The 22,849-nt window shown below is 37.6% G+C and carries 23 protein-coding genes and 1 tRNA gene; 19 read left to right on the forward strand and 5 right to left on the reverse strand.

All coding sequences use genetic code 11. The features are described 5' to 3' along the window. Nucleotides 1-22: 22 nt before the first annotated feature. Nucleotides 23-679 (reverse strand): TatD family hydrolase, encoded by a 657-nt coding sequence (locus tag ABEB18_RS02395; protein ID WP_348797420.1) that lies wholly within the window; start codon nt 677-679, stop codon nt 23-25. Continuing rightward, entirely contained in the window at nt 679-1,281 is a 603-nt protein-coding gene (locus tag ABEB18_RS02400; protein WP_348797421.1) for a DUF1684 domain-containing protein, read from the reverse strand. The genes ABEB18_RS02395 and ABEB18_RS02400 overlap by 1 nt, the downstream gene beginning before the upstream one ends. A gap of 166 nt (nt 1,282-1,447) precedes the next feature. Here ABEB18_RS02400 and ABEB18_RS02405 point away from each other — a divergent pair, with 166 nt between their 5' ends. From ABEB18_RS02405 to ABEB18_RS02425, 5 genes are all read left to right on the forward strand, one after another. Then, the gene (locus ABEB18_RS02405) at nt 1,448-2,662 is read left to right on the forward strand and encodes an MDR family MFS transporter (RefSeq protein WP_348797422.1); all 1,215 of its coding nucleotides are present in this window, start codon (nt 1,448-1,450) and stop codon (nt 2,660-2,662) included. 350 nt (nt 2,663-3,012) lie between these two features. Further along, nucleotides 3,013-3,369, forward strand: coding sequence for a BlaI/MecI/CopY family transcriptional regulator (locus ABEB18_RS02410; protein WP_348797423.1), 357 nt, complete (start codon nt 3,013-3,015; stop codon nt 3,367-3,369). A 6-nt stretch (nt 3,370-3,375) separates the two neighbouring features. Next, nucleotides 3,376-5,238 carry a M56 family metallopeptidase gene (locus ABEB18_RS02415; protein ID WP_348797424.1) on the forward strand — a complete coding sequence of 621 codons (1,863 nt, stop codon included), beginning with the start codon at nt 3,376-3,378 and terminating at the stop codon, nt 5,236-5,238. 73 nt (nt 5,239-5,311) lie between these two features. After that, nucleotides 5,312-5,449, forward strand: coding sequence for an SsrA-binding protein (locus ABEB18_RS02420; RefSeq protein WP_348797425.1), 138 nt, complete (start codon nt 5,312-5,314; stop codon nt 5,447-5,449). Nucleotides 5,450-5,716: 267 nt separating this feature from the next. Next, nucleotides 5,717-5,790, forward strand: a tRNA-Arg gene (locus ABEB18_RS02425). A 260-nt stretch (nt 5,791-6,050) separates the two neighbouring features. Here ABEB18_RS02425 and ABEB18_RS02430 read toward each other — a convergent pair. Genes ABEB18_RS02430 through ABEB18_RS02435 form a run of 3 tightly spaced genes read right to left on the reverse strand, consistent with a single transcriptional unit; the run spans nt 6,051 to nt 6,837 of the window. Continuing rightward, complete coding sequence (locus ABEB18_RS02430; protein WP_348797427.1) at nt 6,051-6,281, reverse strand: hypothetical protein; 231 nt, start codon at nt 6,279-6,281, stop codon at nt 6,051-6,053. Between the two features lie 5 nt (nt 6,282-6,286). Further along, entirely contained in the window at nt 6,287-6,463 is a 177-nt protein-coding gene (locus ABEB18_RS17455) for a helix-turn-helix domain-containing protein (protein ID WP_369077085.1), read from the reverse strand. A gap of 20 nt (nt 6,464-6,483) precedes the next feature. After that, the gene (locus tag ABEB18_RS02435; protein WP_348797429.1) at nt 6,484-6,837 is read right to left on the reverse strand and encodes a transposase; all 354 of its coding nucleotides are present in this window, start codon (nt 6,835-6,837) and stop codon (nt 6,484-6,486) included. Nucleotides 6,838-7,397: 560 nt separating this feature from the next. Here ABEB18_RS02435 and ABEB18_RS02440 point away from each other — a divergent pair. From ABEB18_RS02440 to ABEB18_RS02505, 14 genes are all read left to right on the forward strand, one after another. Beyond that, complete coding sequence (locus ABEB18_RS02440) at nt 7,398-7,532, forward strand: hypothetical protein (RefSeq protein ID WP_260850235.1); 135 nt, start codon at nt 7,398-7,400, stop codon at nt 7,530-7,532. A 274-nt stretch (nt 7,533-7,806) separates the two neighbouring features. Then, the gene (locus tag ABEB18_RS02445; RefSeq protein ID WP_348797430.1) at nt 7,807-8,652 is read left to right on the forward strand and encodes a DUF3347 domain-containing protein; all 846 of its coding nucleotides are present in this window, start codon (nt 7,807-7,809) and stop codon (nt 8,650-8,652) included. A gap of 59 nt (nt 8,653-8,711) precedes the next feature. After that, nucleotides 8,712-9,398, forward strand: a complete 687-nt coding sequence (locus ABEB18_RS02450) for a DUF3347 domain-containing protein (RefSeq protein WP_115887046.1) — start codon at nt 8,712-8,714, stop codon at nt 9,396-9,398. A gap of 1 nt (nt 9,399) precedes the next feature. Continuing rightward, nucleotides 9,400-9,870 carry a heme-binding domain-containing protein gene (locus ABEB18_RS02455; protein ID WP_115887045.1) on the forward strand — a complete coding sequence of 157 codons (471 nt, stop codon included), beginning with the start codon at nt 9,400-9,402 and terminating at the stop codon, nt 9,868-9,870. A 4-nt stretch (nt 9,871-9,874) separates the two neighbouring features. Then, nucleotides 9,875-11,185, forward strand: coding sequence for an efflux RND transporter permease subunit (locus tag ABEB18_RS02460; protein ID WP_115887044.1), 1,311 nt, complete (start codon nt 9,875-9,877; stop codon nt 11,183-11,185). Beyond that, nucleotides 11,157-13,106, forward strand: coding sequence for an efflux RND transporter permease subunit (locus ABEB18_RS02465; RefSeq protein WP_244201556.1), 1,950 nt, complete (start codon nt 11,157-11,159; stop codon nt 13,104-13,106). The genes ABEB18_RS02460 and ABEB18_RS02465 overlap by 29 nt, the downstream gene beginning before the upstream one ends. After that, nucleotides 13,090-14,340, forward strand: coding sequence for a TolC family protein (locus ABEB18_RS02470; RefSeq protein ID WP_223678188.1), 1,251 nt, complete (start codon nt 13,090-13,092; stop codon nt 14,338-14,340). The genes ABEB18_RS02465 and ABEB18_RS02470 overlap by 17 nt, the downstream gene beginning before the upstream one ends. Then, a complete protein-coding gene (locus ABEB18_RS02475) occupies nt 14,318-15,649 on the forward strand; it encodes a heavy metal-binding domain-containing protein (protein WP_115887043.1) in 1,332 nt (443 codons plus the stop codon). Before ABEB18_RS02470 ends, ABEB18_RS02475 begins: the two co-directional genes overlap by 23 nt. An 11-nt stretch (nt 15,650-15,660) precedes the next feature. Beyond that, a complete protein-coding gene (locus ABEB18_RS02480) occupies nt 15,661-16,875 on the forward strand; it encodes an efflux RND transporter periplasmic adaptor subunit (protein ID WP_348797432.1) in 1,215 nt (404 codons plus the stop codon). A gap of 18 nt (nt 16,876-16,893) precedes the next feature. Further along, the gene (locus tag ABEB18_RS02485) at nt 16,894-17,433 is read left to right on the forward strand and encodes a DUF3347 domain-containing protein (protein WP_115887041.1); all 540 of its coding nucleotides are present in this window, start codon (nt 16,894-16,896) and stop codon (nt 17,431-17,433) included. Nucleotides 17,434-17,522: 89 nt separating this feature from the next. Further along, the gene (locus ABEB18_RS02490; protein WP_348797433.1) at nt 17,523-20,060 is read left to right on the forward strand and encodes a heavy metal translocating P-type ATPase; all 2,538 of its coding nucleotides are present in this window, start codon (nt 17,523-17,525) and stop codon (nt 20,058-20,060) included. Between the two features lie 23 nt (nt 20,061-20,083). Continuing rightward, the gene (locus ABEB18_RS02495) at nt 20,084-21,328 is read left to right on the forward strand and encodes a type II restriction enzyme NmeDI-related protein (protein WP_348797434.1); all 1,245 of its coding nucleotides are present in this window, start codon (nt 20,084-20,086) and stop codon (nt 21,326-21,328) included. Between the two features lie 20 nt (nt 21,329-21,348). After that, nucleotides 21,349-22,221, forward strand: coding sequence for a DUF2911 domain-containing protein (locus tag ABEB18_RS02500; protein WP_348797435.1), 873 nt, complete (start codon nt 21,349-21,351; stop codon nt 22,219-22,221). Nucleotides 22,222-22,333: 112 nt separating this feature from the next. Then, complete coding sequence (locus tag ABEB18_RS02505; protein ID WP_348797437.1) at nt 22,334-22,825, forward strand: DUF305 domain-containing protein; 492 nt, start codon at nt 22,334-22,336, stop codon at nt 22,823-22,825. Nucleotides 22,826-22,849: the final 24 nt, after the last annotated feature.

Genomic DNA, 22,849 nt, shown 5'->3' on the forward strand with positions numbered 1-22,849 from the left:
TTTTGTTTAAAGTTTTAATGTTTTATAGTATATTCAATTCGAAAACCCTTTTAAAATTATCATTTAGAGTGGTTTTCAAATTCTCGATAGTTGTGTCTTTATATTGAGCTGCTAATGCATAAACAGCTTCAATACTTTCGGATATAGTATCTGTTTCCAAAAAAAACCGGTTATCAGGAATGGTTTTGAAAACAGTTTCCATTTCGGGATTTTGCAATAAATATTTCCCAAACGATATATAAAATCCGTTATTGATTAATTCTTTGGCTACTTGACTATTTTTTGAAAAACCATGAATAATCATCGGTACCGTAATTTTTAATCTTTTTTTGATAGTAATTACTTCCTGAAAAGCAGCCACACAATGTATCACTACTGGCTTATTGTTTTTTTGTGCCAACATTAATTGCGTTTCAAAAACCTTTTCCTGTACTGCAATTGGAACTTCAATTCTCTTGTCCAATCCACATTCTCCAATTGCCAAACAATTATGATTCTGTAATTTATTTACAATGATTTGCAAATCATCATTCAATCTTTCTTCATTGATATACCAAGGATGAATCCCTATTGAATAATAAGGAATCGAAACGTCAAACTCGTTTGGATACTGATTTACAAGTTCCAAAATTGTTTCCTGATTCGTAAATTGATGTGTATGCAAATTAAAAAAATCCATTAGTCATGAATTTTTTTTACTCCAGCTTTGATTGCAACAGCTAAATCATTCTCCAAAGGCACTTTCGGACAAGAATACTTGAAATTATAAGCACAATAAGGGTTGTAAGACATATTAAAATCAATAACAATTGTATCTCCTTTTGGTATTCTTAAATCAATGTATTTACCTCCTATATAACTTTCTTTTCCAGTAGTTAAATCTGAAAAAGGCAAAAACAAGTAATCTTTGTATTCTTCCTTTTTAGAGAGCTCAATATTTCGGTAAATATTTAATTTCAACTGTTTTCCCTCAAATTCAAAATGAGCTTCACCATATTTTATATAAACAGGTCTTCGATCAGTAGAAGTCTTCATCTCAAAGGGTTTTTCATTTTTGGTGCGGATGAATTTTGCAACAACAAAAGCCTTTGGGTTTATGGGATAAAAATCTAACGAATTAAAATGTGCTAAGTCCTCTGCCATCAAGGGGCTGGTCTTTGCATCAGCATATTCTGCATTGAGGTCTTTTTGAAATTTTTCGACTACAGTTGCATCAAATTTTTCTTGACACCAACCAAGATTAAATACTGCCGATACAATAAAAACGAATACAACTCGCATAGAATTAAATTTTTCTGCAAAAATAGTTTAAAGTTATAAAAGCCACAAAATTTATAAGTTATATAAAAACAACCTCAAACTTTAAACAATTTTAAACTTTAAACAACCATAAACAATTTCATTAAACCCCAAAAAACTTATAGCTTTGTAACTACAAAATTTACTCATGCTTAGAACCGCTCTTCGTCGTTACATCAATAATTTCAAAGGTTTCACTCGTGAAGTCTGGATATTGGCATTAATTACTTTTATCAATAGAGCTGGAACAATGGTTCTTCCCTTTTTGTCCAAATATTTAAAAGAAGATTTGCAATTCACTTACGGCCAAGTAGGATGGATTATGGTTGCATTTGGACTAGGATCTATGTTAGGTTCTTGGATTGGAGGAAAATTGAGCGACAAAATCGGTTTCTATAAAATCATGATTTTTAGTCTTTTTACAAGCGGAATCCTTTTTGTTTTACTCCAATACATCACAACTTTTTGGGGATTATGTATAGCGATGTTTGTAATAATGGCTATTTCAGATATGTTTCGCCCAGCAATGTTTGTTTCACTCAGTCTCTATGCAAAACCCGAAAACAGAGTTAGAGCCTTGTCACTAGTTAGACTAGCTGTAAATCTTGGTTTTGCAGCAGGGCCAAGTTTAGGAGGCTTAATCATACTCGGAATCGGATATCAAGGTTTATTTTGGGTTGATGGAATCACTTGTATCGTAGCTATTTTAATCTTTTCATCTTTTATCAAAGAGAAAAAAAGACCTCTTCAGGCTGTACATGAAGCGAATAATACAAAAACACCATCGGTTTATAAAGACCAACCTTTTTGGCTATTACTCTTCATTAGCTTTGTGAGTGTCATGGTCTTTTTTCAAATATTTACAACCATTCCTTTGTATCATAATGAAAAATTTGGACTAACCGAATTTCAAACTGGAATGCTACTTTCCCTCAATGGATTAATGGTTTTCCTTTTCGAAATGCCCATTGTTAGCCGTTTGGAACGAAAAAAAACAAACAAAGTCAAAATAATTAGTTACGGCTCTTTATGCATCGCTACTGGATATTACATACTTTTATTAGATTCTTGGTCATTCATCCTAGTACTAAGCATTATATTACTCACATTTGGCGAAATATTTGCTTTTCCTTTTACAAATGCAATAGCACTTAGCCGTGCTCCAAAAGGACAAGAAGGCAATTATATGGGGCTCTATACGATGAGTTTCAGCTTAGCCCACATTGCAAGTTCCAAAACGGGACTGGATATCATTGCCCGCTTTGGCTATCAAATCAATTGGTTTATTATGGGAAGCCTCGGACTGCTCTCGCTGCTTTGTTGTATTTGGCTCAATAAAATGATACACAACGAAAAAAAATAATTACTTCTCCTTTTTCTTTGGGCGTGCCCCCGATAAAAAAATGGCTTACCTCACTGCATGTGCACAAAGCCATCTTTTTATCGGGGTCGTGCTATCCGCGCTACGATGGTAGCTTGCTCCTATCACTCACGCAGTAAAAACCGAAAAATCAAGTTTCAAAAATTAATTTCAAAATCAAACACAGACTACTGTTTTTCAGTAAATTACCAACTAAAAACACCGACTCACATTGAAATAATTTTTTCTAAAAAACTTTTAAAAACTAAAAAAATAGTTAAATAACTATATCTATAGTTTGTTAACTAAAAATATAGTTATACATTTGGCTTATAAAAAAAACAAAGAGCAAGATGCAAAAGTTAACCAACAAAGAAGAAGAAATCATGCATATTTTATGGAAGCTCAAAAAAGCATTCGTAAAAGAAATTATGGCCGAAATCACCGAAGAACAACCGCATTATAACACACTATCGACCATTGTTCGAAATCTTGAAGAAAAAGGATATGTGAGTCACAATGCTTTCGGTAACACACATCAATATTTCCCAATTATAAGTATCGAAGATTATCGAAAAGGATTTATGAATACAGCAATTGATAATTACTTCAACAGTTCGTATAAAAATATGGTATCCTTTTTTGCCAAAGAAGAAAAAATCACCGCCGATGAACTTCGAGAAATTCTAAATATGATTGAACAAAAGTAATCAGATATGGAAACACTATTCCTATATATAGCAAAATCCAGCGGACTAATAGCGTTGTTCTTTACAGCCTATTTTTTATTACTGCGAAAAGAAACTTTCTTTACAGCAAATCGTTGGTTTCTTTTAGCTGGACTATTCACATCCGTAATTTTGCCTTGGTTATTTTTCACCACTATTGTTTGGGTAGAACCGACACCTACTAATTTCGATTGGCCCAAAGTTCCAGCAACTTCTATAGAAGAAGAATCATTTAAAATCAATTGGGACTATATAATGCTCGGTATTTACAGTATAGGTTTTTTGATATTTATCATAAAATTTGCCCTAGATTTTTATAGTCTAAACTCTGTACTTAAAGACAAAAAGGGAAAACGACAAGCCGATTTTAGATTCATTGATACTAATGAAAATATTGCTCCTTTCTCCTATTTCAATACCATAGTTTATAACTCTTCCTTATATAGCACATCTGAAATGCAAAGTATTTTGGAACATGAAAAAGTACACAGCGAACAATACCATACAATAGACGTCTTAATCACACGTGTATTTTGCATATTATTTTGGTTCAATCCATTCATTTGGTTATATCAAAAAGCTATTTTACAAAATCTAGAATTCATCGCCGATAGCGAAGCCTTAAAAAATATATCTGATAAAAAGGCCTATCAACTTACGCTTTTAAAAATTACAACACATGAAAATTGTGCTGTTATTACCAATCATTTTTATCAATCATTAATCAAAAAACGAATCGTTATGTTAAACAAAAATCAATCAAAAAAATCAAATTCCTGGAAATACCTATTGGTAATTCCTGTTTTAGTTGCTTTTGTCTTTTTATTTCAAATAGAAGTCATTGCAAAAGAAAAAAATCATCCACTATCAACAGAAAAATCAATTACAATTTCTAAATCAAAAGATATTGATGTATATCAAATCAACAAAAACACTAGCGAAGCAGAACTCGAAGAAACCATGAATGCCATTAAAAGCCAATACGGAATCGAAGTTCGTTTTTCTGGAACCAAAAGAAATTCTAATAACGAATTGACCGCTATAACTGTTAAAATAAAAAAAGACAATGAATTGTCTCAAAAAAGAGCTATCAAAAGTTCGAACACCATTCAGTCATTTGCAATTGTCATCAAAAAAGATTCTGATGGAAATACTACTGTTGAATTTACTGAAAACAACAGACCAAATCATAGAAAAGAAATCATTATCTCGAATGACTCAGCTCCAAACATCAATATATCAGACGAAACAAAAGTTTTTATTGATGATAAAGAATCGGATAAAACCGAAATGAAAAAATTAGATCCTAAAGAAATAGCTAGTATAAATGTTATCAAAAACGACGACAATAAAGAAATTAGAATTTTCACAAACAAACACGTTAAAATTCTTAACGAAAATGAAATCTATATTAACGATAAAAAAGTAGATGCAAATGATTTAAACGTTATAAATCAACACAATATAGAATCGGTTGATGTTAATAAAGAAGGTAAAACCATTCGAATCATAACCCGAAACGGAAATTATAATACTCAAAATTTACCTGCAGCTCCAGTACACCCAGTACCTCCAGTTAAAACATTTAAAACACCAAAACATCCTGTTTGGCCAAAAGCACCAACTCCACCAAGAGGAGGTCCAAACGGAGATCCAAAAGCCTGGAAAGAATTTGAAAAAAGGATGGATGAATTTGAAGCCAAAATGGAAAAACTCCAACCACAAATAGAAGTTTTCGACAAGCAAATGGCTGACTTTGATAAACAAATGGAAGAATACTCAAAACAAATGGAAGAGTATTCCAAACAGATGGAAGAGTATGGAAAACACTTAGAAGAATCCAGAAAATAAAAGAGTTTAAAATACAAAAAGACAGTCTGTAGCCAGATTGTCTTTTTTTATATATTTGAAAAAAAATTAAATCATGTTCAAAATTTTAGCCAAAATCAACAAAATAGTTTTACCAAGCTTTACCAAACAGGGACTAGATGTCACCAAAGCCAAAAAGTGGCAATTGGCTATTTTAGCATATCGCTATTATGTTACTTCGAGAGCACTTTAATCTGATTCCAAATTACCACACACGATTAGAACAACAAAAAAGTATTCCGCTTGTTCTTTTTTTAACATTTTCACAAAAGACCTAGTAATCCCAACACACCATCCTATTTTTTAACAAAATTATTTTTCCTCTAAAAGCATTGATAATCACTGATCTATTTTTTAAAATGTTTTTTTTTACATTTTTATACCAATAGATGCTTGCAGAATACATATTTATTCCTATATTTGCACCCGCAAACAAGATAACACTTGTTATACAAAAAAAGGCCTCGTGGCGCAACTGAATAGCGCATCTGATTACGGCTCAGAAGGTTACAGGTTTGAATCCTGTCGAGGTCACAACATAAGACATACAATGAGTCTTCAAAGACAAGAAAACCTCGGTAATCCCGAGGTTTTTTTATTTTTAATAATTACCTAATATTGCCATTTAATACCATTTGTATTACCCCTATTGTTACCCCCTTTACATTTATCTACAAATTAAAAGTTTAGCAAAAATGTAGCCTCAATTAATATACAAAAACAAGATTTTATAATTCATTTGTAAAGTTGTAAATAATTCAACTTTTTTAACACCATCTAAAATCCATTACATTTTATTCATTCTTATTTAAAATATTTAATTCTTTCACCCTGCTATCATTATCATTAATTGGTGGATAAATTGCCAAACTCATTTCCAAATACAAAATTCTTTTCCCTTTGTTATTAAACGGAAATCTAACTGTATCATTTACCTTAATATTTTTACATTTATTTAAAAAAGGTAAAAAAACATCTATACTATTAAAATTTAAAATGTTTTCTTCTTCAATAATTTCTACCATTATTTTCAATAAAGAATCATACCCTGTTTTAAACCATCAAACCCTTGTTCAAGATAACTTTGGTACCATTTGTAAAACGTACTGCGAGAAATTCCATATTCTTCCAGGGTGCGTTTTACTCCTAATTCACTGCGTGTAACTTGCTGAATTATCTCGTGTTTTTCAGTAGCAGTTAATCTCATATAACGTTTGAATTTCTGTGCTAATCGATCATATCCAAACTTTTTTTTACAATATCGTAGCGTAAAACTAAGTCGGCAACCATTTCTTTTAACCGAGCGTTTTCTCTCTTTAATTCAATAACTTCATCACTGGTGGCTTCACGAGTTACATCGCCAGATAAGCGCTTTTTACCTGCTTCAAGGAATTCTTTATTCCATTTGTAAAATTGAGATTGGTTAATGCTGTGTTTTCTACATAACTCAGCTATAGAAATTTCGGCACGTAATGCTTCCATAACTATTAAAATCTTTTGTTCTGCAGTGAAAATACGACGTGTATTGTTACGAATGTCTTTCACAAAAGATTCTGCGGATTTTTTCTTTGGTGTTCCCATAATTAAAATTACATTTTTTTTGAAAACACTATCTTAAATTATATAACTAAAATGTCCACTTTTTGCTGACGATTTACAATATTGCTCAGCATTCCAGAAAAAAGAATCAGGTCTTCATATGAGCCCAGAATTTATCGTTCTACACCGCATTGAAGTTTCTTTGAAACTTTTGCAATATGTCCCGGTGCCGAATTAGAGCATTCGGTAATGGCTGCACCGTATCCTTGATTTTTTCCCACGTTTTTTACAGCCGGAAACTTTTTCCATTTTATCTGTTAGCTTTTGAAAGCGGTCTTCCCGCAGACATCCACGACGGAAATCCAAAGGATCTTTTGCTGCTTCATGTAAAAGTTAGTAAGAAAATGGGTTTCAAATTTAACACTTTTAACATTAATTTTAATTATTAGTAAATTTATATAATTATATTTGTTTCATATTTTTACTTTTCATGAAAAGACTTCACATCATATTAATTGTTACCTTAGGCCTCTTTTTGATGCCGATGGCAAGTTTTGCATGTGGAAATCTTTCTAAGGAAGTTTCCTGCAAAAAGGAAGCTAATGCAGCCCATCATGATGACTGTTCAGAAAACAGCTGTCATTCAAAAAAGGGAAATCATGAAGGCTGTGGCGGAAAATGCGGGCATCGCACTTGCGGCTGCGTTTCAGTTTGCAGCGGGGGAATTGTTTTTTTAACCTACCCGGAATTCAAAAATACTTCTATCTGCCTTTTTTCTGAAAAACAGACATTCTATAATTCAGAAACATCGATTTTATCGGGTTTCTACTCTATCTGGCTTATCCCTAAAATAAGCTAAATACCTTTTTTGACAGCCATAAGTGTGTCAAAAAAGGAAGCCTATCTGCCTCATTTTTTTAATTTTTCGCTTTTGTAGAATATTGTTCTATACGCCTTGTATGCACAATTATTTCTCAAAAGCATCATTTTCACTATCAAATACATTTTAAAATGAAATCAATTCAAAAAGGATTGATGGCAATTGCTCTATTGCTGTCAGTCATAGTGTTTGGCGCACCTGTAAAAAATGCAAAAACTGTAAATGCTAAAATTTACGGTAATTGTCTAATGTGCAAGACTGCTATTGAAAAAGCAGGAAACATCAAAAATATCGTTTCGGTAAACTGGGACCAAAACACCAAAATAGCGGCCATTACCTACGATGAGAAGAAAACAAATCAGGACGAGGTCCTAAAACGAATTGCCTTAGCCGGATATGACAGCGACCAGTTCTTAGCTCCTGCCGACGCCTATGCAAAACTTCCGCAATGCTGCCAGTATGAAAGAACAAATATGACGGCCCCAATAAAGAAATTGGATATGGACAAAATGGATCATTCGCAGCATGCAGCCGCAATTCCTTCTGATGCACAAGAGAACAGTCCTTTTAAAGCAATTTTCGACAGCTATTTTGATCTAAAAGATGCTTTAGTGAAAACGGATGCTAAAACTGCCAGCGTGAAATCCAAAGAGCTTCTTGCTGCGGTCAATGCTGTTAAAATGGATAACCTAAAGCCAAAAGAACACACTGCATGGATGAATGTAATGAAAAGTCTGGCTGCAGATGCAAAAAACATTTCCGAAAGCCAGGATATCAAAAAACAAAGAGAATCCTTTAAAAGCCTATCCAAAAACACTTACGATCTTATAAAAACTACCGATCAGCCACAGCCGGTTTATCACAACCACTGCCCAATGGTTGATGCAAATTGGCTGAGCAAAGAAAGCGGGATCAGAAATCCGTATTACGGTTCGCAGATGCTTAGCTGCGGTTCGACAATAGAAACAATCAAATAAGGCTATCTAACAAAAAGTGTTGGACAGAATGATATTTTGTAAATAATAAAACTAAAAAAATGAAAAAATTAATTATCTCGACAATTGTAATGGCAGCTGTACTTACAGCATGCAATTCAAAAAACAAAGAAGTCACAGCTCCCGATGCTGCTGCTGTAACCCAGAATGACACGGAATTGTACGCCTGTTCTATGCATCCTGAAATTACGGGAAAAAAAGGAGACAAATGTTCCAAATGCGGAATGGAATTAACAGAGCCTGTAAAACAAACTACTCAAAAAGGTGCAGAAATAAAAACTAGCCAAGCCAGTGCACCATTTTCTGCAGATGAAATTGTAAACAATTACCTGGCGCTTAAAAATGCATTAACAAAAGATGACACAAAAGGAGCAGCAGATGCCGGAAAAGCACTGCATGCAGCCTTTAACAAGGTAAATCCAGATTTAATAGATGCTAAAATAAAAGCAGATTATCTCGATATTGCAGATGACGCCAAAGAACATGCCGAACATATCGGGGCCAATGGCGGTAATATCGAACACCAAAGAGAGCATTTCGCCCTGTTGAGTAAAGACATGAATGATGTGATCATGGTTTTCGGAACTTCAAAAACATTATATCAGGACTATTGCCCAATGTATGACGGCGGGAAAGGGGCCATCTGGGTCAGTGAGACAAAAGAGATAAAAAACCCATATTATGGTTCTAAGATGCTTACCTGCGGTTCAATGAAAAAGCAATTGTAAAATGAAGCGGTTCACCAGAAAGATTCTTTTTACTGGGTTAATTATTTTTCTACTGATGCAATTGTATCAGCCTGCCCGAAATTCCGATTACGGGCAGGTTTTACCAATTCACATTTCAAAAGTATATCCCATTCCCAAAAATGTACAAGCGATTCTTGAAACCTCCTGTTATGATTGCCACAGCGACAACACACAATATCCATGGTACTCCTACATCCAGCCAGCGCGTACCCTTATGGAAGGACACATAAAAGAAGGAAAAGAAAATTTGAATTTCAGCCAATGGGGAAACTATTCCAAAAGAAAGCAGCAGAATAAATTAGACCGGATTTCAAAGCAGATAAAAGCAAACGAGATGCCATTGCCTTCTTACACATTAATCCATAAAAATGCAGTATTGACAGCTGTTCAAAAAGAGCAGCTTATAAGCTGGATTGAAAAAGTAAATGATAGTCTTTCTAAAATAAATTAAACCTATGGTACACAAATTAATAGAATGGTCCCTGCGTAACCGGTTCATCATATTACTATTATCCGCAGGAATATTTGTTTGGGGTATTATCTCTATTCAAAAAAATCCCATCGATGCTATACCCGACTTATCTGAAAATCAGGTAATCGTTTTTACAGAATGGATGGGACGTGCTCCACAGCTCGTTGAAGACCAGATCACCTACCCCTTGGTAACAAACCTTCAGGGATTGCCTCAAATTAAATATGTAAGGGCAGCTTCCATGTTTGGCATGAGTTTTATCTATGTCATTTTTGAGGATGATGTCGATGTATACTGGGCAAGATCAAGAGTGCTGGAAAGGCTCAGTACTATTAGCAGCACCCTGCCCAAAGGAGTTGCCCCACAGTTGGGGCCTGACGGAACCGGGGTTGGTCATATACTATGGTATACCCTTGATGCTCCAGGTATTGATCTGGGAGAACAAAGGGCCCTGCAGGACTGGTACGTGAAGTTTGCTCTGCAGAATGTTCCGGGAGTAAGTGAAATTGCCTCTTTTGGAGGATTCCAGAAAGAATATCAGGTTACACTTGATCCAAACAAACTGCTGTATTACAAGCTGTCTGTCCCGGAGGTCATAGGCGCCGTGCGTGCCAATAACAATGAAAGCGGCGGAAGAAAATTCGACATGAGTGATATCGGCTACATCATTAAGACATCCGGTTATCTTAAATCCATTAAGGAGATCGAGGATATCCCGCTGAAAAACCAGAATGGCATTCCTGTAAAAGTAAGCGATATAGGAACTGTCCAGATGAGCGGGGAAACCCGATTAGGCATCTTTGACCATAATGGCACAGGTGAAGCCGTTGGAGGTATAGTGGTTATGCGTTACGGTGAAAACGCAGATGCCGTTATTGATAATGTCAAAGAAAAGATGAAGGAAGTTGCCAAAGGGCTACCCAAAGGAGTAAAATTCAACATTGTATACGATCGGGGGCATCTGATAAAAGAATCTATTGATTCGGTTAAACGAACTTTGATTGAAGAGATGCTCGTAGTATCCCTTATCGTTATTATTTTTCTTTTTCACTGGCGCAGTGCGTTAAGTATTATCATCCAGATCCCAATTACAATTGCAGCAAGTTTCATACTGCTTAATGCTTTTGGTATCTCATCCAATATAATGTCATTAACGGGTATTGCTTTGGCTATTGGTGTTATTGTCGATAATGGAATTATAATGAGCGAGAATGCTTATCAGCATCTATCACAGCGTTACGCCCAATGGCAGTCCGAACAAAAAAATGAAACAAACCGAGATGAAAAGAATTAAAAATATATTTCGCAAAAAGCCACAGTGGATATCCGAAGAGGAAAGAATACAAATAATTGAGAAAAGCAGCAAGCAGGTTTCTCGCGGCGTATTCTTTGCCACTGTTATTATAATCACTTCTTTCCTGCCTGTATTTATGCTTAGCGGTCAGGAAGGGAAATTATTCCATCCCCTGGCCTACACAAAAACCTTCATATTGGTTGTGGATGCACTGCTTGTACTTACGCTGGCACCGGTACTGATTTCTTTTTTTATGAAAGGAAAATTCAGGCCTACCGATTCCCATCCCGTTAATCGTTTTCTTGAAAAAGGATATGAGCCCATTATAAGATGGGTTCTCAAATGGAGAAAAACAACCCTGACGGTTAACATCTTGGCTTTGTTGATTTCCATTCCATTGTTGATGCGCCTTGGAACAGAGTTCGTCCCGCCCCTTGATGAGCAGAGCATCTTGTTTATGCCTGTCACGCTGCCTGATATCTCGAATGGAGAAATTAAGCGCATCTTGCAGGTACAGGATAAAATAATAAAATCGGTTCCTGAAGTAGAAAGCGTACTGGGAAAAGCCGGAAGGGCAAACACAGCTACGGATAATTCCCCAATGAGCATGATTGAGACCATAATATTGCTCAAACCAAAATCACAGTGGCGTGAAGGAATTGATAAAAAAGATATTATTAAGGAGCTTGATACCAAACTTCAGATTCCGGGCGTAGTAAACGGCTGGACACAGCCAATTATCAACCGTATCAACATGCTTGCAACAGGTATTCGTACCGACGTGGGAATTAAGGTCTATGGACAAAACCTCGACACCATTGCACGTGTATCTGAGAAAGTAAAAATGGCATTAGAGGGAACGCCAGGGGTTTCCGACTTATTTGTGGATCCTATAACCGGCGGCAAATATCTAGATGTAAATGTCAATCGCCCGGAACTGGCCCGGTATGGATTAACCGTGGATGATGTAAACCAAACCGTGGAATTTGCTTTAGGCGGTGCATCTATTGGCAATACAGTTGAAGGGCGAAGACGTTTCTCAATCAGTGTGCGTATGGCTCAGGACTATAGAAACAGTGTGGAACGCATCAAACGTATCCCCTTGCAGTCCCCAACCTTTGGAGAGGTTCCCCTTTCTGCTGTTGCTGATATTAAGTTTGTAGACGGCCCTCCTATGATCAGTTCAGAAAATGCGCTCCTGCGCGGGGCCGTTATGTTCAATATCCGCGACCGTGATATGGGAGGAACTGTTCAGGAAGCCATGAAAAAATTAGAAAATGCCAAAGAAATACTCCCACAAGGGTACTTTATAGAATGGAGCGGACAATATGAAAACCTGATCAGCGGAGAAAAGACCCTTAAAATCATTGCCCCAATCGTATTGCTTGTTATTTTCTTCTCTCTCTATTTTGCTTTTAACTCTCTCAGAGAAGCCTTCCTGAGCCTTATAACAGTGCCTTTTGCTTTAATTGGAGGTGCCTATATAATCTTTTTCTGGGATGTCAATCTATCAGTGGCTGTAGCAGTTGGATTTATTGCCCTGTTCGGAATTGCTGTCGAAACCGGAATAGTGATGGTCATTTATCTCAATGATGCAATGGAGCAGCTCATCAGGGCCAAAGGAAATTCAAGTGAAACAATCACAAAAGAGGATCTCAGGGAATATGTGGTGCATGGCGCCGCAAAACGGCTTCGTCCAAAACTAATGACAGTCTGCGTTTCATTATTTGGACTGGTTCCCGTCCTATGGTCTAATGGCGTTGGAATGGATGTAATGAAGCCAATTGTATTGCCTATGATTGGCGGGGTATTTACCTCTGCCGTACATATCTTATTAGTAACCCCGCTTATTTTCCTAATGTCTAAAGAATATGAATTACGAAAATATGGAAAACTTGAAGTACATGATGTCAAACATTAAAATACTGGCAGTACTATTGCTTTTGCTGCCATTACAGCTATTGAGCCAGACCAAACAGGTCTTGTCTCTTGATACGATCCTTCAGAGGATTGATAAAAAAAACGTGCTGCTGCAGAGTTATAACTTAAAGGCAGAAGGGTTCAAATACAGCGCCGATGCCGCTACGGCATGGATGGCGCCAATGGTGGGTGTCGGGACATTTATGACGCCCTATCCTTTTCAGGAAGTTATGGATGACCGCGACAAAGGATCTTTAATGTTCAGAGTTGAACAGGATATCCCAAATTTCGGAAAATTAAACAAAAAGAAAAAATTCATCCAGTCCCAGGGAAATATTGAGAATGCTACCCGTGCTGTTACCCTTAACGATTATAAGGCGAAAGCCAAACAGCTCTACTACAGCTGGATGGTGGCCGAACAGCGCATCAAAGTCTTGGATCGGAACGAAAAAATTATGATTACCATGAAGAAAATTGAGGAAGTAAGGTATCCCTACAATCAGTCTCAATTGGGCAATGTGTATAAGATTGATGCCCGGCTCGAAGAAAATAAAAATATGATCCGCATGCAGGAAGGTGAAATAGCCAAAGCAAGGGCCTGGCTTAACAGTTTGATGAACCAGCCCGGGAATGCCGATTTTTCGATAGACACAACCGCTGTTCCGGTCTTTAATCCCGCTCTTCACGATACCACAAGCATAGCTGCCGCACGCGGAGACATCAAAAAAATGAATGCCGGAATTGAATCAATGCAATTGAGCATAGAGGCAATGAAAGCTGAAAAAAATCCTTCTTTCAAATTTCAGTTTGACCATATGAATTCATTTGATAAAATGATGCCTAAAGCCTATTCTGCAATGGCGATGGTGTCCATTCCAATTGCTCCGTGGTCATCAAAAATGTATAAATCAGATGTCAAGGCAATGCAGTATAATGTACAGGCAATGCAGAAAGAGAAATCTGCCATGCTGCAGGAAACCCAGGGGATGCTGTATGGCATGCAATATGAAATACTGACCATGCAAAAAAAGATTCAGGGCCTCGAAACAAAAATAATCCCTTCTATGCAAAAATCCTTGGATGTAAACTTTCTGAACTATCAGGAAAACAAACTGCAGATTCCTGTAGTAATTGATTCCTGGGAAGCTTTAAATATGCTGCAGAATAACTTATTGGATGAAAAATTAAAACTATATCAAATGATTGTCGATTATGAAAAAGAACTATATCGCTAAGTTGGCAGCATTGTCATTGGTTTCTATATTAGTATTGACAGCCTGTAACAATAAAACCGAGCATAACAGTAAGCCAGTGCATCAGCATAGTGCAAATCAGAAATATACTTGTCCAATGCATCCCGAGGTTATTCTGGATAAGCCAGGCAGCTGCCCGATATGCGGTATGGAATTGGTTCCAAGACATACCCCTGGTACGGAAACAGCTATAGACAGCAGCCTGAAACACCTTATAAAACCAGTCAATGAACAGGTCGTTTCTAATATATCTGTCATAAAACCTGAGAAAGGGACTAAAATAATCTCCATGCAGGTACAAGGAATTATTACCTACGACAGCCGCGGCCAGACCAGTATTTCCAGCAGGGTAAGCGGGAGGATCGAACGCCTGCTGATTAAGTACAATTATCAGCCCGTAAAAAAAGGACAGTTGATCATGGAAATCTATTCACCTGATCTGGCTGCCGCGCAAAGAGAATTGTTGTTTATTTATCAATCTGACCCCCACAATCCAATGCTTCAAAAAGCAAAAGAAAGGCTGTCTTTGTTAGGCATGCAGCAAAAACAGATCCAACAGGTATTAAAAACAGCTAAAATTTCCTATCGCATCCCGGTTTACAGTAACGCCTCCGGATACATCTTGGACAACAGTGCAGCGGCAAACGCGTCTGCAGCAGCTCCGGCGGCTTCTTCTCAAAGCGCCGCGTCAGATGATGGTATGGGCGCAATGGGTTCAAGTGGCAATGCAGCGTCAGCCAGCAGTGCATCTTCCCCTGCAGCACCAGCTGTTATCCTGAGAGAAGGGCAATATATTGGTGCGGGACAATCCCTTTTTACAATTTATACCAACAAAAACCTTATCGCCGAATTTGCTTTTGATCCATCGGTGGCATCCCGGGTTAAAAAAGGACAAAAATTGGTGTTTTATGAACCGTCAGATAAGCAAACCGTGTATAGCGGCACCATCGGACTTATTCAGCCCGTCTTTAAAGAGGGAGGCAACTTTACCATAGCACGTATTTATTTGCAGGATAACAAATTTCAGACCGGCAAATTAGTTACTGCTGCCATTCCAATTGTCAGTAAAGGCTGGTGGCTTCCGCAAAGTGCCGTTCTTAATTTGGGAAATAAGTCCATTGTTTTCAAAAAAGAGCAGGACGTGTTTGTTCCCCGAGAAGTTAAAACGAAAAACAATGCTGATGGAATGGTGCTAATCGATCAAGACATAAGTGATTGGGATATTGCCAGTAATGCTGCCTACATGATAGACAGTGAGAGTTTTATCAAGACAGTTTCAGAACATAAATAAAAAAATAGGCTATGAACAATAAAATATTAATTCGTACTATTTTGCTCATTGCAATGGTTTTTCCGCTTCTATTTGCAGCGTGTGCCCAAAAAGAAGAAAAAAAGGTCAGTCAGCAAAAAGCTCAAACTTATACCTGTCCCATGCATCCGCAAATTGTAAAAGATGGCCCCGGCTCATGCCCGATCTGTGGCATGGATTTAGTGCCCTTCGAAAAAAACAACGCACAGGACTTTCTAACCTTGGGTCCCAGCCAGCAGGCATTAGCCAATCTCACTACAATAACTGCCAGGGAAAATGAATTTTCAAATTCTTCCCGTCTCAACGGACGTCTGGTTACTGACCCCGAGCAGACCATTTACATCTCAAGTCGTGTCGAAGGAAGGATTGTAGAGTTGTATATAAAAGAAACCGGGGTTCCGATTCGAAAAGGCCAGCCCTTATACAGAATATATTCAGAGCAGCTTTCAGCCCTTCAGCAGGAGTACCTCCTTGCCACAGCACAGGCTGCAAGCTTTTCTGAGGACAGACGTTTTGCCCAGATAAAAAATGCTGCAAAACAAAAACTGCTCTTGTATGGGCAGTCTGAAGCGCAGCTTAATGAATTGTTCAAAAAACAAAAAGCATCACCCTATGTTGTTTACTACGCTCCAGATTCAGGAATAGTGGCAGAAATATCCATAACAGAAGGCCAATATGTTACGGAAGGAGCTTCCATTATGAAACTGGAAGATTACAATCGCCTATGGGTCGAAGCTGATGTCTATCCCGCAGATGCTGGTAAAATTAAAGCAGGCCGAAAAGTGAAAGTCATAGTTCCAGGTTATGAAGATCAGCCCCAAACGATGACGGTCGACTTTATAAATCCTGCCCTGCAGGCAAGCAAACAGACAATACAGCTGCGCGGTACCATCGCCAATTCAAATAACCAATGGCAGGCAGGTCAGCAGGCGATTGTTTTGCTTCCTTCCTCAGAGCAAAAAATGAAGCTGACCCTGCCTGTTGATGCGGTAATCAGAGACGGCAGCGGCACACATGTCTGGATTGAAATCGAAAAAGGCAAATATCAGCCTAGAATGGTTACCATTGGTTCAGAAACCTTCAGTGAAGTCGAAATTACCAGCGGCTTAAAAAAAGGAGATATCGTCGTTGCATCCGGTGCCTATCTCCTTTACAGTGAATTTATATTAAAAAAAGGCAAGAACCCCATGTCAGGAATGAAAATGTAATAATCAATCACACAGACAATGAAAAAATTAATAAAAATCGGAATTCCAATATCAATAATCTTCTTACTTACTGCCTGCGGCAACAGTGAAAACAAAAAGAAAGAGGTTCCGCCTGAAAACAAAACTTCTGTAGTAATTCCAAAGGAATCCATAGTGAAGATAAATGACGATATTTTAAACGCCATATACAGCCATTATGTCCATTTAACAGCAGCCCTTGCCAAAGATAATGTCGCGGAAGCAAAACTGGCGGCCAATGCAATTGAGGCGGGAGCACTGGAAATCCGCAGCAGCAGCAATCTTGCAGCAGATGCAGCAGCAATCGTTTCAGCTCCAGATATCGATAAGCAGCGAGCTGCTTATTCTGATCTAAGTAATGAACTGGTCAGCCTGCTGAAAAAAACAGGAATGGCTGACGCTGAGCTATACGTGGAATACTGTCCAATGGCTTTCGGCAACAAAGGAGCAGTATGGATCAGTTCTACCAAGGAAGTACGAAATCCCTACTTTGGAGAAAAAATGCTCAAGTGCGGCGAGGTTAAAGAAATAATTAAATAATCAGAATCTAAGATTATTTTTTAGTGTTAAACAATTGGTTCAAAATAGGTTCAAAAAAATAACGCATCAAAACTGTAAAAAATAACCTTATGACACACACCTATACAATTTCGGGGATGACTTGCGATGGATGTCGTACAAAAGTAGAAAAAACGCTAAATGCCGTAGAGGGAATAAAGGCAAAAGTCACTTTAGATCCTCCATTAGCAACCATAACAATGGAAAAACATATTGCTGTCCAAGAGCTCCAGGAAGCATTGACTGCGGTTGGAAAGTACACCATTGAAATGGCTCATGTGCCCCATTCGGATGAAAAAAAAGCGGAAAAGTCATGCTGTAGCACTGCTAAGGATGATACCCGCAAAGATGATCATAAAACGACAGCCGTTGCACATAATCATGCGGGTGGTAAATACTATTGCCCGATGCATTGTGAAGGAGATAAAATGTATGATAAAGCAGGAGATTGTCCTGTATGTGGAATGCATTTGGTGCAAGAACCAGCTGCTGCCCAGGTTCAGCAGTATACATGTCCAATGCATCCGGAAGTTATAGCCGATTCGCCGGGTTCATGCCCTATTTGCGGGATGGATCTGGTGCCGCTGCAGCCAAGTGAAAGCCAAGACCAGAGAATTTACAAGGATTTGGTTAAGAAAATGAAAATAGCGGTAGTATTTACTGTTCCCATTTTTGCCATCGCAATGATAGAAATGGTGCACAACAATCCTTTACTTCAACTAATGGATGCCTCTAAATGGAACTGGGTACAACTTGTTTTGTCTCTTCCTGTGGTTTTTTATGCCTGCAGGATATTTTTTGTGCGAGCATGGAAATCAATAATTACTTGGAATCTCAATATGTTTACCCTTATCGGTATTGGTACAGGAGTGGCATTTATATTTAGTTTGGCCGGTATTTTTTTTCCAGATATTTTTCCAAGCGAATTCAAGACCGAACACGGAACGGTGCTTCTATACTTCGAGGCTACAACAGTTATTCTAACTTTGGTTTTGTTAGGACAGTTACTTGAAGCCAGGGCGCACAGCCAAACCAGTGGTGCTATAAAAGAATTATTAAAACTGGCTCCTACCCAAGCTACCTTGGTAATTGATGGCCGCGATCAGGTAATCTCAATCCACGATATCAAAAAAGGTGATTTATTACGCGTCAAACCCGGCGACAAAATTCCTGTCGATGGGAAGATAAATGATGGTGAAAGTACAATAGACGAATCGATGATTACCGGCGAACCAATTCCTGTGGATAAAAAAATGGGAGATATGGTATCATCAGGAACTATCAATGGGAACAAATCATTTGTTATGATTGCAGAAAAAGTAGGTTCGGAAACCCTTCTTTCACAAATTATACAAATGGTCAATAATGCAAGCCGTTCCAAAGCGCCAATTCAGAAACTAGCAGACAGTATCGCTAAATATTTTGTACCGATTGTTGTTATAATTTCTCTTCTTACTTTTTTCATCTGGACAAAATTTGGTCCGGAACCGGCAATGGTTTACGGCTTTATCAACGCTATTGCAGTATTGATAATTGCCTGCCCTTGTGCATTAGGTTTAGCAACACCCATGTCAGTAATGGTAGGGGTTGGTAAAGGAGCACAATCGGGAATTCTGATAAAAAATGCCGAAGCTTTGGAAAAAATGAACAAAGTAAATGTTCTGATTACCGATAAAACAGGAACAATTACCCAAGGCAAACCTTCGGTAGAAAAAATTGTAGCGCTGCAATATTCAGAAGATGAACTGCTGCAATACATAGCGTCTTTAAATCAGTACAGCGAGCATCCTCTGGCGCAAGCCGTAGTGAAATTTGCAAAAGCGAAAAATGTTCCTTTGACAAAAGTCGATGATTTTGAAAACATCGCAGGAAAAGGCGTTATTGGGACTGCTAACGGTAAAAAGACCGCATTAGGAAATAAAAAATTAATGCAGCACGCAGGCGTCACTGTTTCTGCTGACATAGAAGAGAAAATTATTGCCGAACAAAAATTAGGAAAGACAGTTTCTTACATCGCCTTGGATAAAAACGCAGTGGGATTTGTAACGATAACCGATGCCATAAAAGTAACCAGTGCCGCTGCCATAAAAGAATTAATGCGTCAGGGAGTTGAAGTAATCATGCTTACCGGAGATAATATAAATACTGCCAAGGCTGTTGCCGAAGAGCTTCATTTGACTTCTTTTCAAGCAGGCTGCTTACCGGAGGATAAATTAAAAGTAATCGAGAAATTGCAAGCTGAAGGAAAAATTGTTGCTATGGCAGGAGACGGTATAAATGATGCGCCTGCTTTGGCACAATCAGATATCGGAATTGCGATGGGAACAGGAACAGATGCTGCCATAGAAAGTGCCAGGATTACTTTGGTAAAAGGGGATTTGCAAGGAATTGTCAAAGCAAAAAACCTGAGCCACGCTGTAATGAGCAACATCAGACAAAATCTATTCTTTGCTTTTATATACAACGTATTAGGGGTTCCCGTTGCAGCTGGAGTTTTATATCCGTTTTTCGGAATATTGCTTTCGCCCATGATTGCCGCCCTGGCCATGAGTTTCAGTTCTGTTTCAGTAATTGTCAATGCCTTGCGTTTAAGAAGTTTAAAACTCTAAATAACATATAATTTAGCATACAAATGACCAATCTGGCACAAATTATTGAGCAGTATAAAAATGACAGCGAAAGTGTCTATAATACCTGGTTTATAGATAACGACCAAAGATTAAAGGCTTTTCGTACTATCAGACGCGGTGTCTTACAAGTTATTGAAGATATTAAAAACCAAACCTTCCCCAACGATTTCAAAGGAAGCAGTTTGGAATTTGTTCTGAGCTGCATTGCAGAACAGAAACAAATTTTTGTAGGCGTTTCCCATCCGTTTTATTGGAAACCCAAATTGCGCATACCTGACATCTATGAAAATCAAAACAATAAATCAGCTTTTGGTCAGTTCCTTGAAAACTGCATCAATGCAAAATCTGAGGAACAGGTGCTGAAGGAAATTGTAAAACTTGATCAATTAAAAATTAAGGGCCTAGGGCCGGCAGTAGCCAGTATTTTGTATTTCATGCACCCAACCTGGTTCCCTCCGTTTAACACTGCCATTGTCAACGGGTTTAATTTTCTTTTTAAAGACAAAAAAAAATTAGGCAGCTGGACCGAATATTTAAAAATAAGAGAAACTGTTATCCAGACTAATCTCCTGCATAAATCACAGCTTTCAAATGACCTTGGCGCCATTGCTGGATTGTGTTTTGAAATTGGGACCCAGAAAATGCTAATCGGCAGCGATGAATATCTGAGCGAGGCGGAACGTTCAAGGTTCGAGAAAAACATTCACAAGCGGCAAAAAGAAATACTCGAAGAAAGGCTCGAAGAAAATCTTCACAGCGAAATGCAATATCACCTATTAAAAATTGGCATTTCTCTTGGTTTTGATGTTACACCGGCAAATAATGATAAAAGTAAATCATTTAATGGCCAAAATTTTTCTTTTATATCACTAGCGAAATTCCCTGAGCTGCCCACCGATAAAGACACTCAAAACACTATCAGGCTTATTGATGTACTCTGGTTCGAGAAAGGCACAAACAAAATCATAGGCGCCTTTGAAGTAGAAAAAAGCACCAGTATCTATTCCGGCATACTGCGCCTGTCTGATCTTTATTTCAGTATTTCCAGCGGACAGGAAGTTTTTTACATAATTATACCCAATAACCGCGAAAAAGATGTGATACTCCAACTAAATAGACCCGCCATAAAAAACTCAAGAATGAACATAAAGTATATTCTTTTTTCCGAATTAAGAGCCAATTGTGATGCTATATGCAAATTTGGCAGCGACCATTCGATAATGGAAAAAATAGCCAAATCAATTTAAAATTAAAAATTAAAAATTCTATGAAAAAAATAATTCTAATAAGCTTTATTCTCCTGCAATCATTATCTCTTTCTGCACAGGAAAAAGTTCAAATTAAACTCCCTCCCGCAAGTCCGTCAGCCTCTTTTCAACAAGAGATCGGAAGCTCAACAGTCAAAATGGCTTACAGCAGACCTTTTGTCAGAGGGCGGAAAATATTTGGTGAACTGGTGCCCTTTGGCAAACTCTGGCGCACAGGTGCCAGCGATTGTACAACAATAAGCACTAATGAAGATATCACTTTTGGAGATACTATTTTAAAAGCTGGTACCTATTCTATATTCTCAATTCCATCAGAAAATCAGTGGACCATCATTATAAATACTGATACTGCCTTGCACGGGGATACAGGCTATGATGAAAAAAAGGACATCATGCGTTTTGTAGTTCCTGCAGAAAAAACGGATAACTTCTATGAGACATTTACTATAGAACTAAATGACATCAACAGCAAAGGCGAAGGTTTCCTGAAGATAGCATGGGAAAATACCCTGGTTAAAATTCCAATCAAAAGCAAAGCTGACCAAGAAATACTAGCCTTGATAGATAAGCATCTCGTTAGGGAGAAAAGTCAAAATGCCGGTTTGTTGTTTCAGGCAGCAAATTATTATTCCATAACCGGGAGAGCCAATACCCAGGCAATATCCTGGCTGATGGAGGCAGAAAAACTTGATCGTGAGAATTTTTATTATCCGGCTTTAAGGCAAAAACTATCTGTAGAACTAAAAGACTATTCTGGTGCCGTAGAAGCCGCCAAGAAAGCATTAGCTATTGCAGAACAGAAAAAAATGAAAAGTGTGGAGAAATTGAAAAACCAGGTCGCAGAATTGGAGTTGTTAGCTAAAAATAATTAAGTAAGCCATATTGATATATTAAGAGCATACATAATGTCCCCTGTACCTTCTTAAGCTACTATCTCTCAGCTTTCTTTGTTCAGGGTAAATCGATGAATTTAAATAAAAAATTATGAAAAGCGAACATACAACTAAGCATTCAGAAGAGTTAAACTCAGAAATGTACAAAAAATTAGCCCTTATGGCTGCACTATCATTTATTTCCATGTATGTGCTGATGTATTCGATGGTTGATGTATTTGATAATGTAATGCCAAATCTAAATCAGTTTTACATGGCAGCACTTATGACTATGCCAATGCTTATTATAGAGATTATGGTAATGCGCAGTATGTATATGAATAAAATGTGGAACAAGGTAATACTTGCCGCTGGGAGTCTTGCTCTAGTGATTTTTTTTTCCTGCATCAGGCAGCAAGCAGCAGTTGATGACAAACAATTCTTAAAATCAATGATACCACATCATGCAGCGGCAATACTGATGGCCCAAAAAACTGTTCTTCAGGATCCGGAAACAAGCCAGCTGGCAAAAAACATTATAAAAGCGCAACAAGCAGAAATTGCACAAATGAAAGCCAAATTGAATGAAATGGAAAAAAAATAATAGAATGACAATCTGTAAAAAAAG

Origin of the sequence: Flavobacterium adhaerens, from assembly GCF_040045115.1 — a bacterium.
Classification (GTDB): Bacteria; Bacteroidota; Bacteroidia; order Flavobacteriales; family Flavobacteriaceae; genus Flavobacterium; species Flavobacterium adhaerens.

Coding starts and splice junctions, on each gene's coding strand:
- ABEB18_RS02395 (WP_348797420.1), bottom strand. CDS start 679: ATGGATTTTTTTAATTTGCATACACATCAATTTACGAATCAGGAAACA.
- ABEB18_RS02400 (WP_348797421.1), bottom strand. CDS start 1,281: ATGCGAGTTGTATTCGTTTTTATTGTATCGGCAGTATTTAATCTTGGT.
- ABEB18_RS02405 (WP_348797422.1), top strand. CDS start 1,448: ATGCTTAGAACCGCTCTTCGTCGTTACATCAATAATTTCAAAGGTTTC.
- ABEB18_RS02410 (WP_348797423.1), top strand. CDS start 3,013: ATGCAAAAGTTAACCAACAAAGAAGAAGAAATCATGCATATTTTATGG.
- ABEB18_RS02415 (WP_348797424.1), top strand. CDS start 3,376: ATGGAAACACTATTCCTATATATAGCAAAATCCAGCGGACTAATAGCG.
- ABEB18_RS02420 (WP_348797425.1), top strand. CDS start 5,312: ATGTTCAAAATTTTAGCCAAAATCAACAAAATAGTTTTACCAAGCTTT.
- ABEB18_RS02430 (WP_348797427.1), bottom strand. CDS start 6,281: ATGGTAGAAATTATTGAAGAAGAAAACATTTTAAATTTTAATAGTATA.
- ABEB18_RS17455 (WP_369077085.1), bottom strand. CDS start 6,463: ATGAGATTAACTGCTACTGAAAAACACGAGATAATTCAGCAAGTTACA.
- ABEB18_RS02435 (WP_348797429.1), bottom strand. CDS start 6,837: ATGGGAACACCAAAGAAAAAATCCGCAGAATCTTTTGTGAAAGACATT.
- ABEB18_RS02440 (WP_260850235.1), top strand. CDS start 7,398: ATGCAGCCCATCATGATGACTGTTCAGAAAACAGCTGTCATTCAAAAA.
- ABEB18_RS02445 (WP_348797430.1), top strand. CDS start 7,807: ATGAAATCAATTCAAAAAGGATTGATGGCAATTGCTCTATTGCTGTCA.
- ABEB18_RS02450 (WP_115887046.1), top strand. CDS start 8,712: ATGAAAAAATTAATTATCTCGACAATTGTAATGGCAGCTGTACTTACA.
- ABEB18_RS02455 (WP_115887045.1), top strand. CDS start 9,400: ATGAAGCGGTTCACCAGAAAGATTCTTTTTACTGGGTTAATTATTTTT.
- ABEB18_RS02460 (WP_115887044.1), top strand. CDS start 9,875: ATGGTACACAAATTAATAGAATGGTCCCTGCGTAACCGGTTCATCATA.
- ABEB18_RS02465 (WP_244201556.1), top strand. CDS start 11,157: ATGAAACAAACCGAGATGAAAAGAATTAAAAATATATTTCGCAAAAAG.
- ABEB18_RS02470 (WP_223678188.1), top strand. CDS start 13,090: ATGATGTCAAACATTAAAATACTGGCAGTACTATTGCTTTTGCTGCCA.
- ABEB18_RS02475 (WP_115887043.1), top strand. CDS start 14,318: ATGAAAAAGAACTATATCGCTAAGTTGGCAGCATTGTCATTGGTTTCT.
- ABEB18_RS02480 (WP_348797432.1), top strand. CDS start 15,661: ATGAACAATAAAATATTAATTCGTACTATTTTGCTCATTGCAATGGTT.
- ABEB18_RS02485 (WP_115887041.1), top strand. CDS start 16,894: ATGAAAAAATTAATAAAAATCGGAATTCCAATATCAATAATCTTCTTA.
- ABEB18_RS02490 (WP_348797433.1), top strand. CDS start 17,523: ATGACACACACCTATACAATTTCGGGGATGACTTGCGATGGATGTCGT.
- ABEB18_RS02495 (WP_348797434.1), top strand. CDS start 20,084: ATGACCAATCTGGCACAAATTATTGAGCAGTATAAAAATGACAGCGAA.
- ABEB18_RS02500 (WP_348797435.1), top strand. CDS start 21,349: ATGAAAAAAATAATTCTAATAAGCTTTATTCTCCTGCAATCATTATCT.
- ABEB18_RS02505 (WP_348797437.1), top strand. CDS start 22,334: ATGAAAAGCGAACATACAACTAAGCATTCAGAAGAGTTAAACTCAGAA.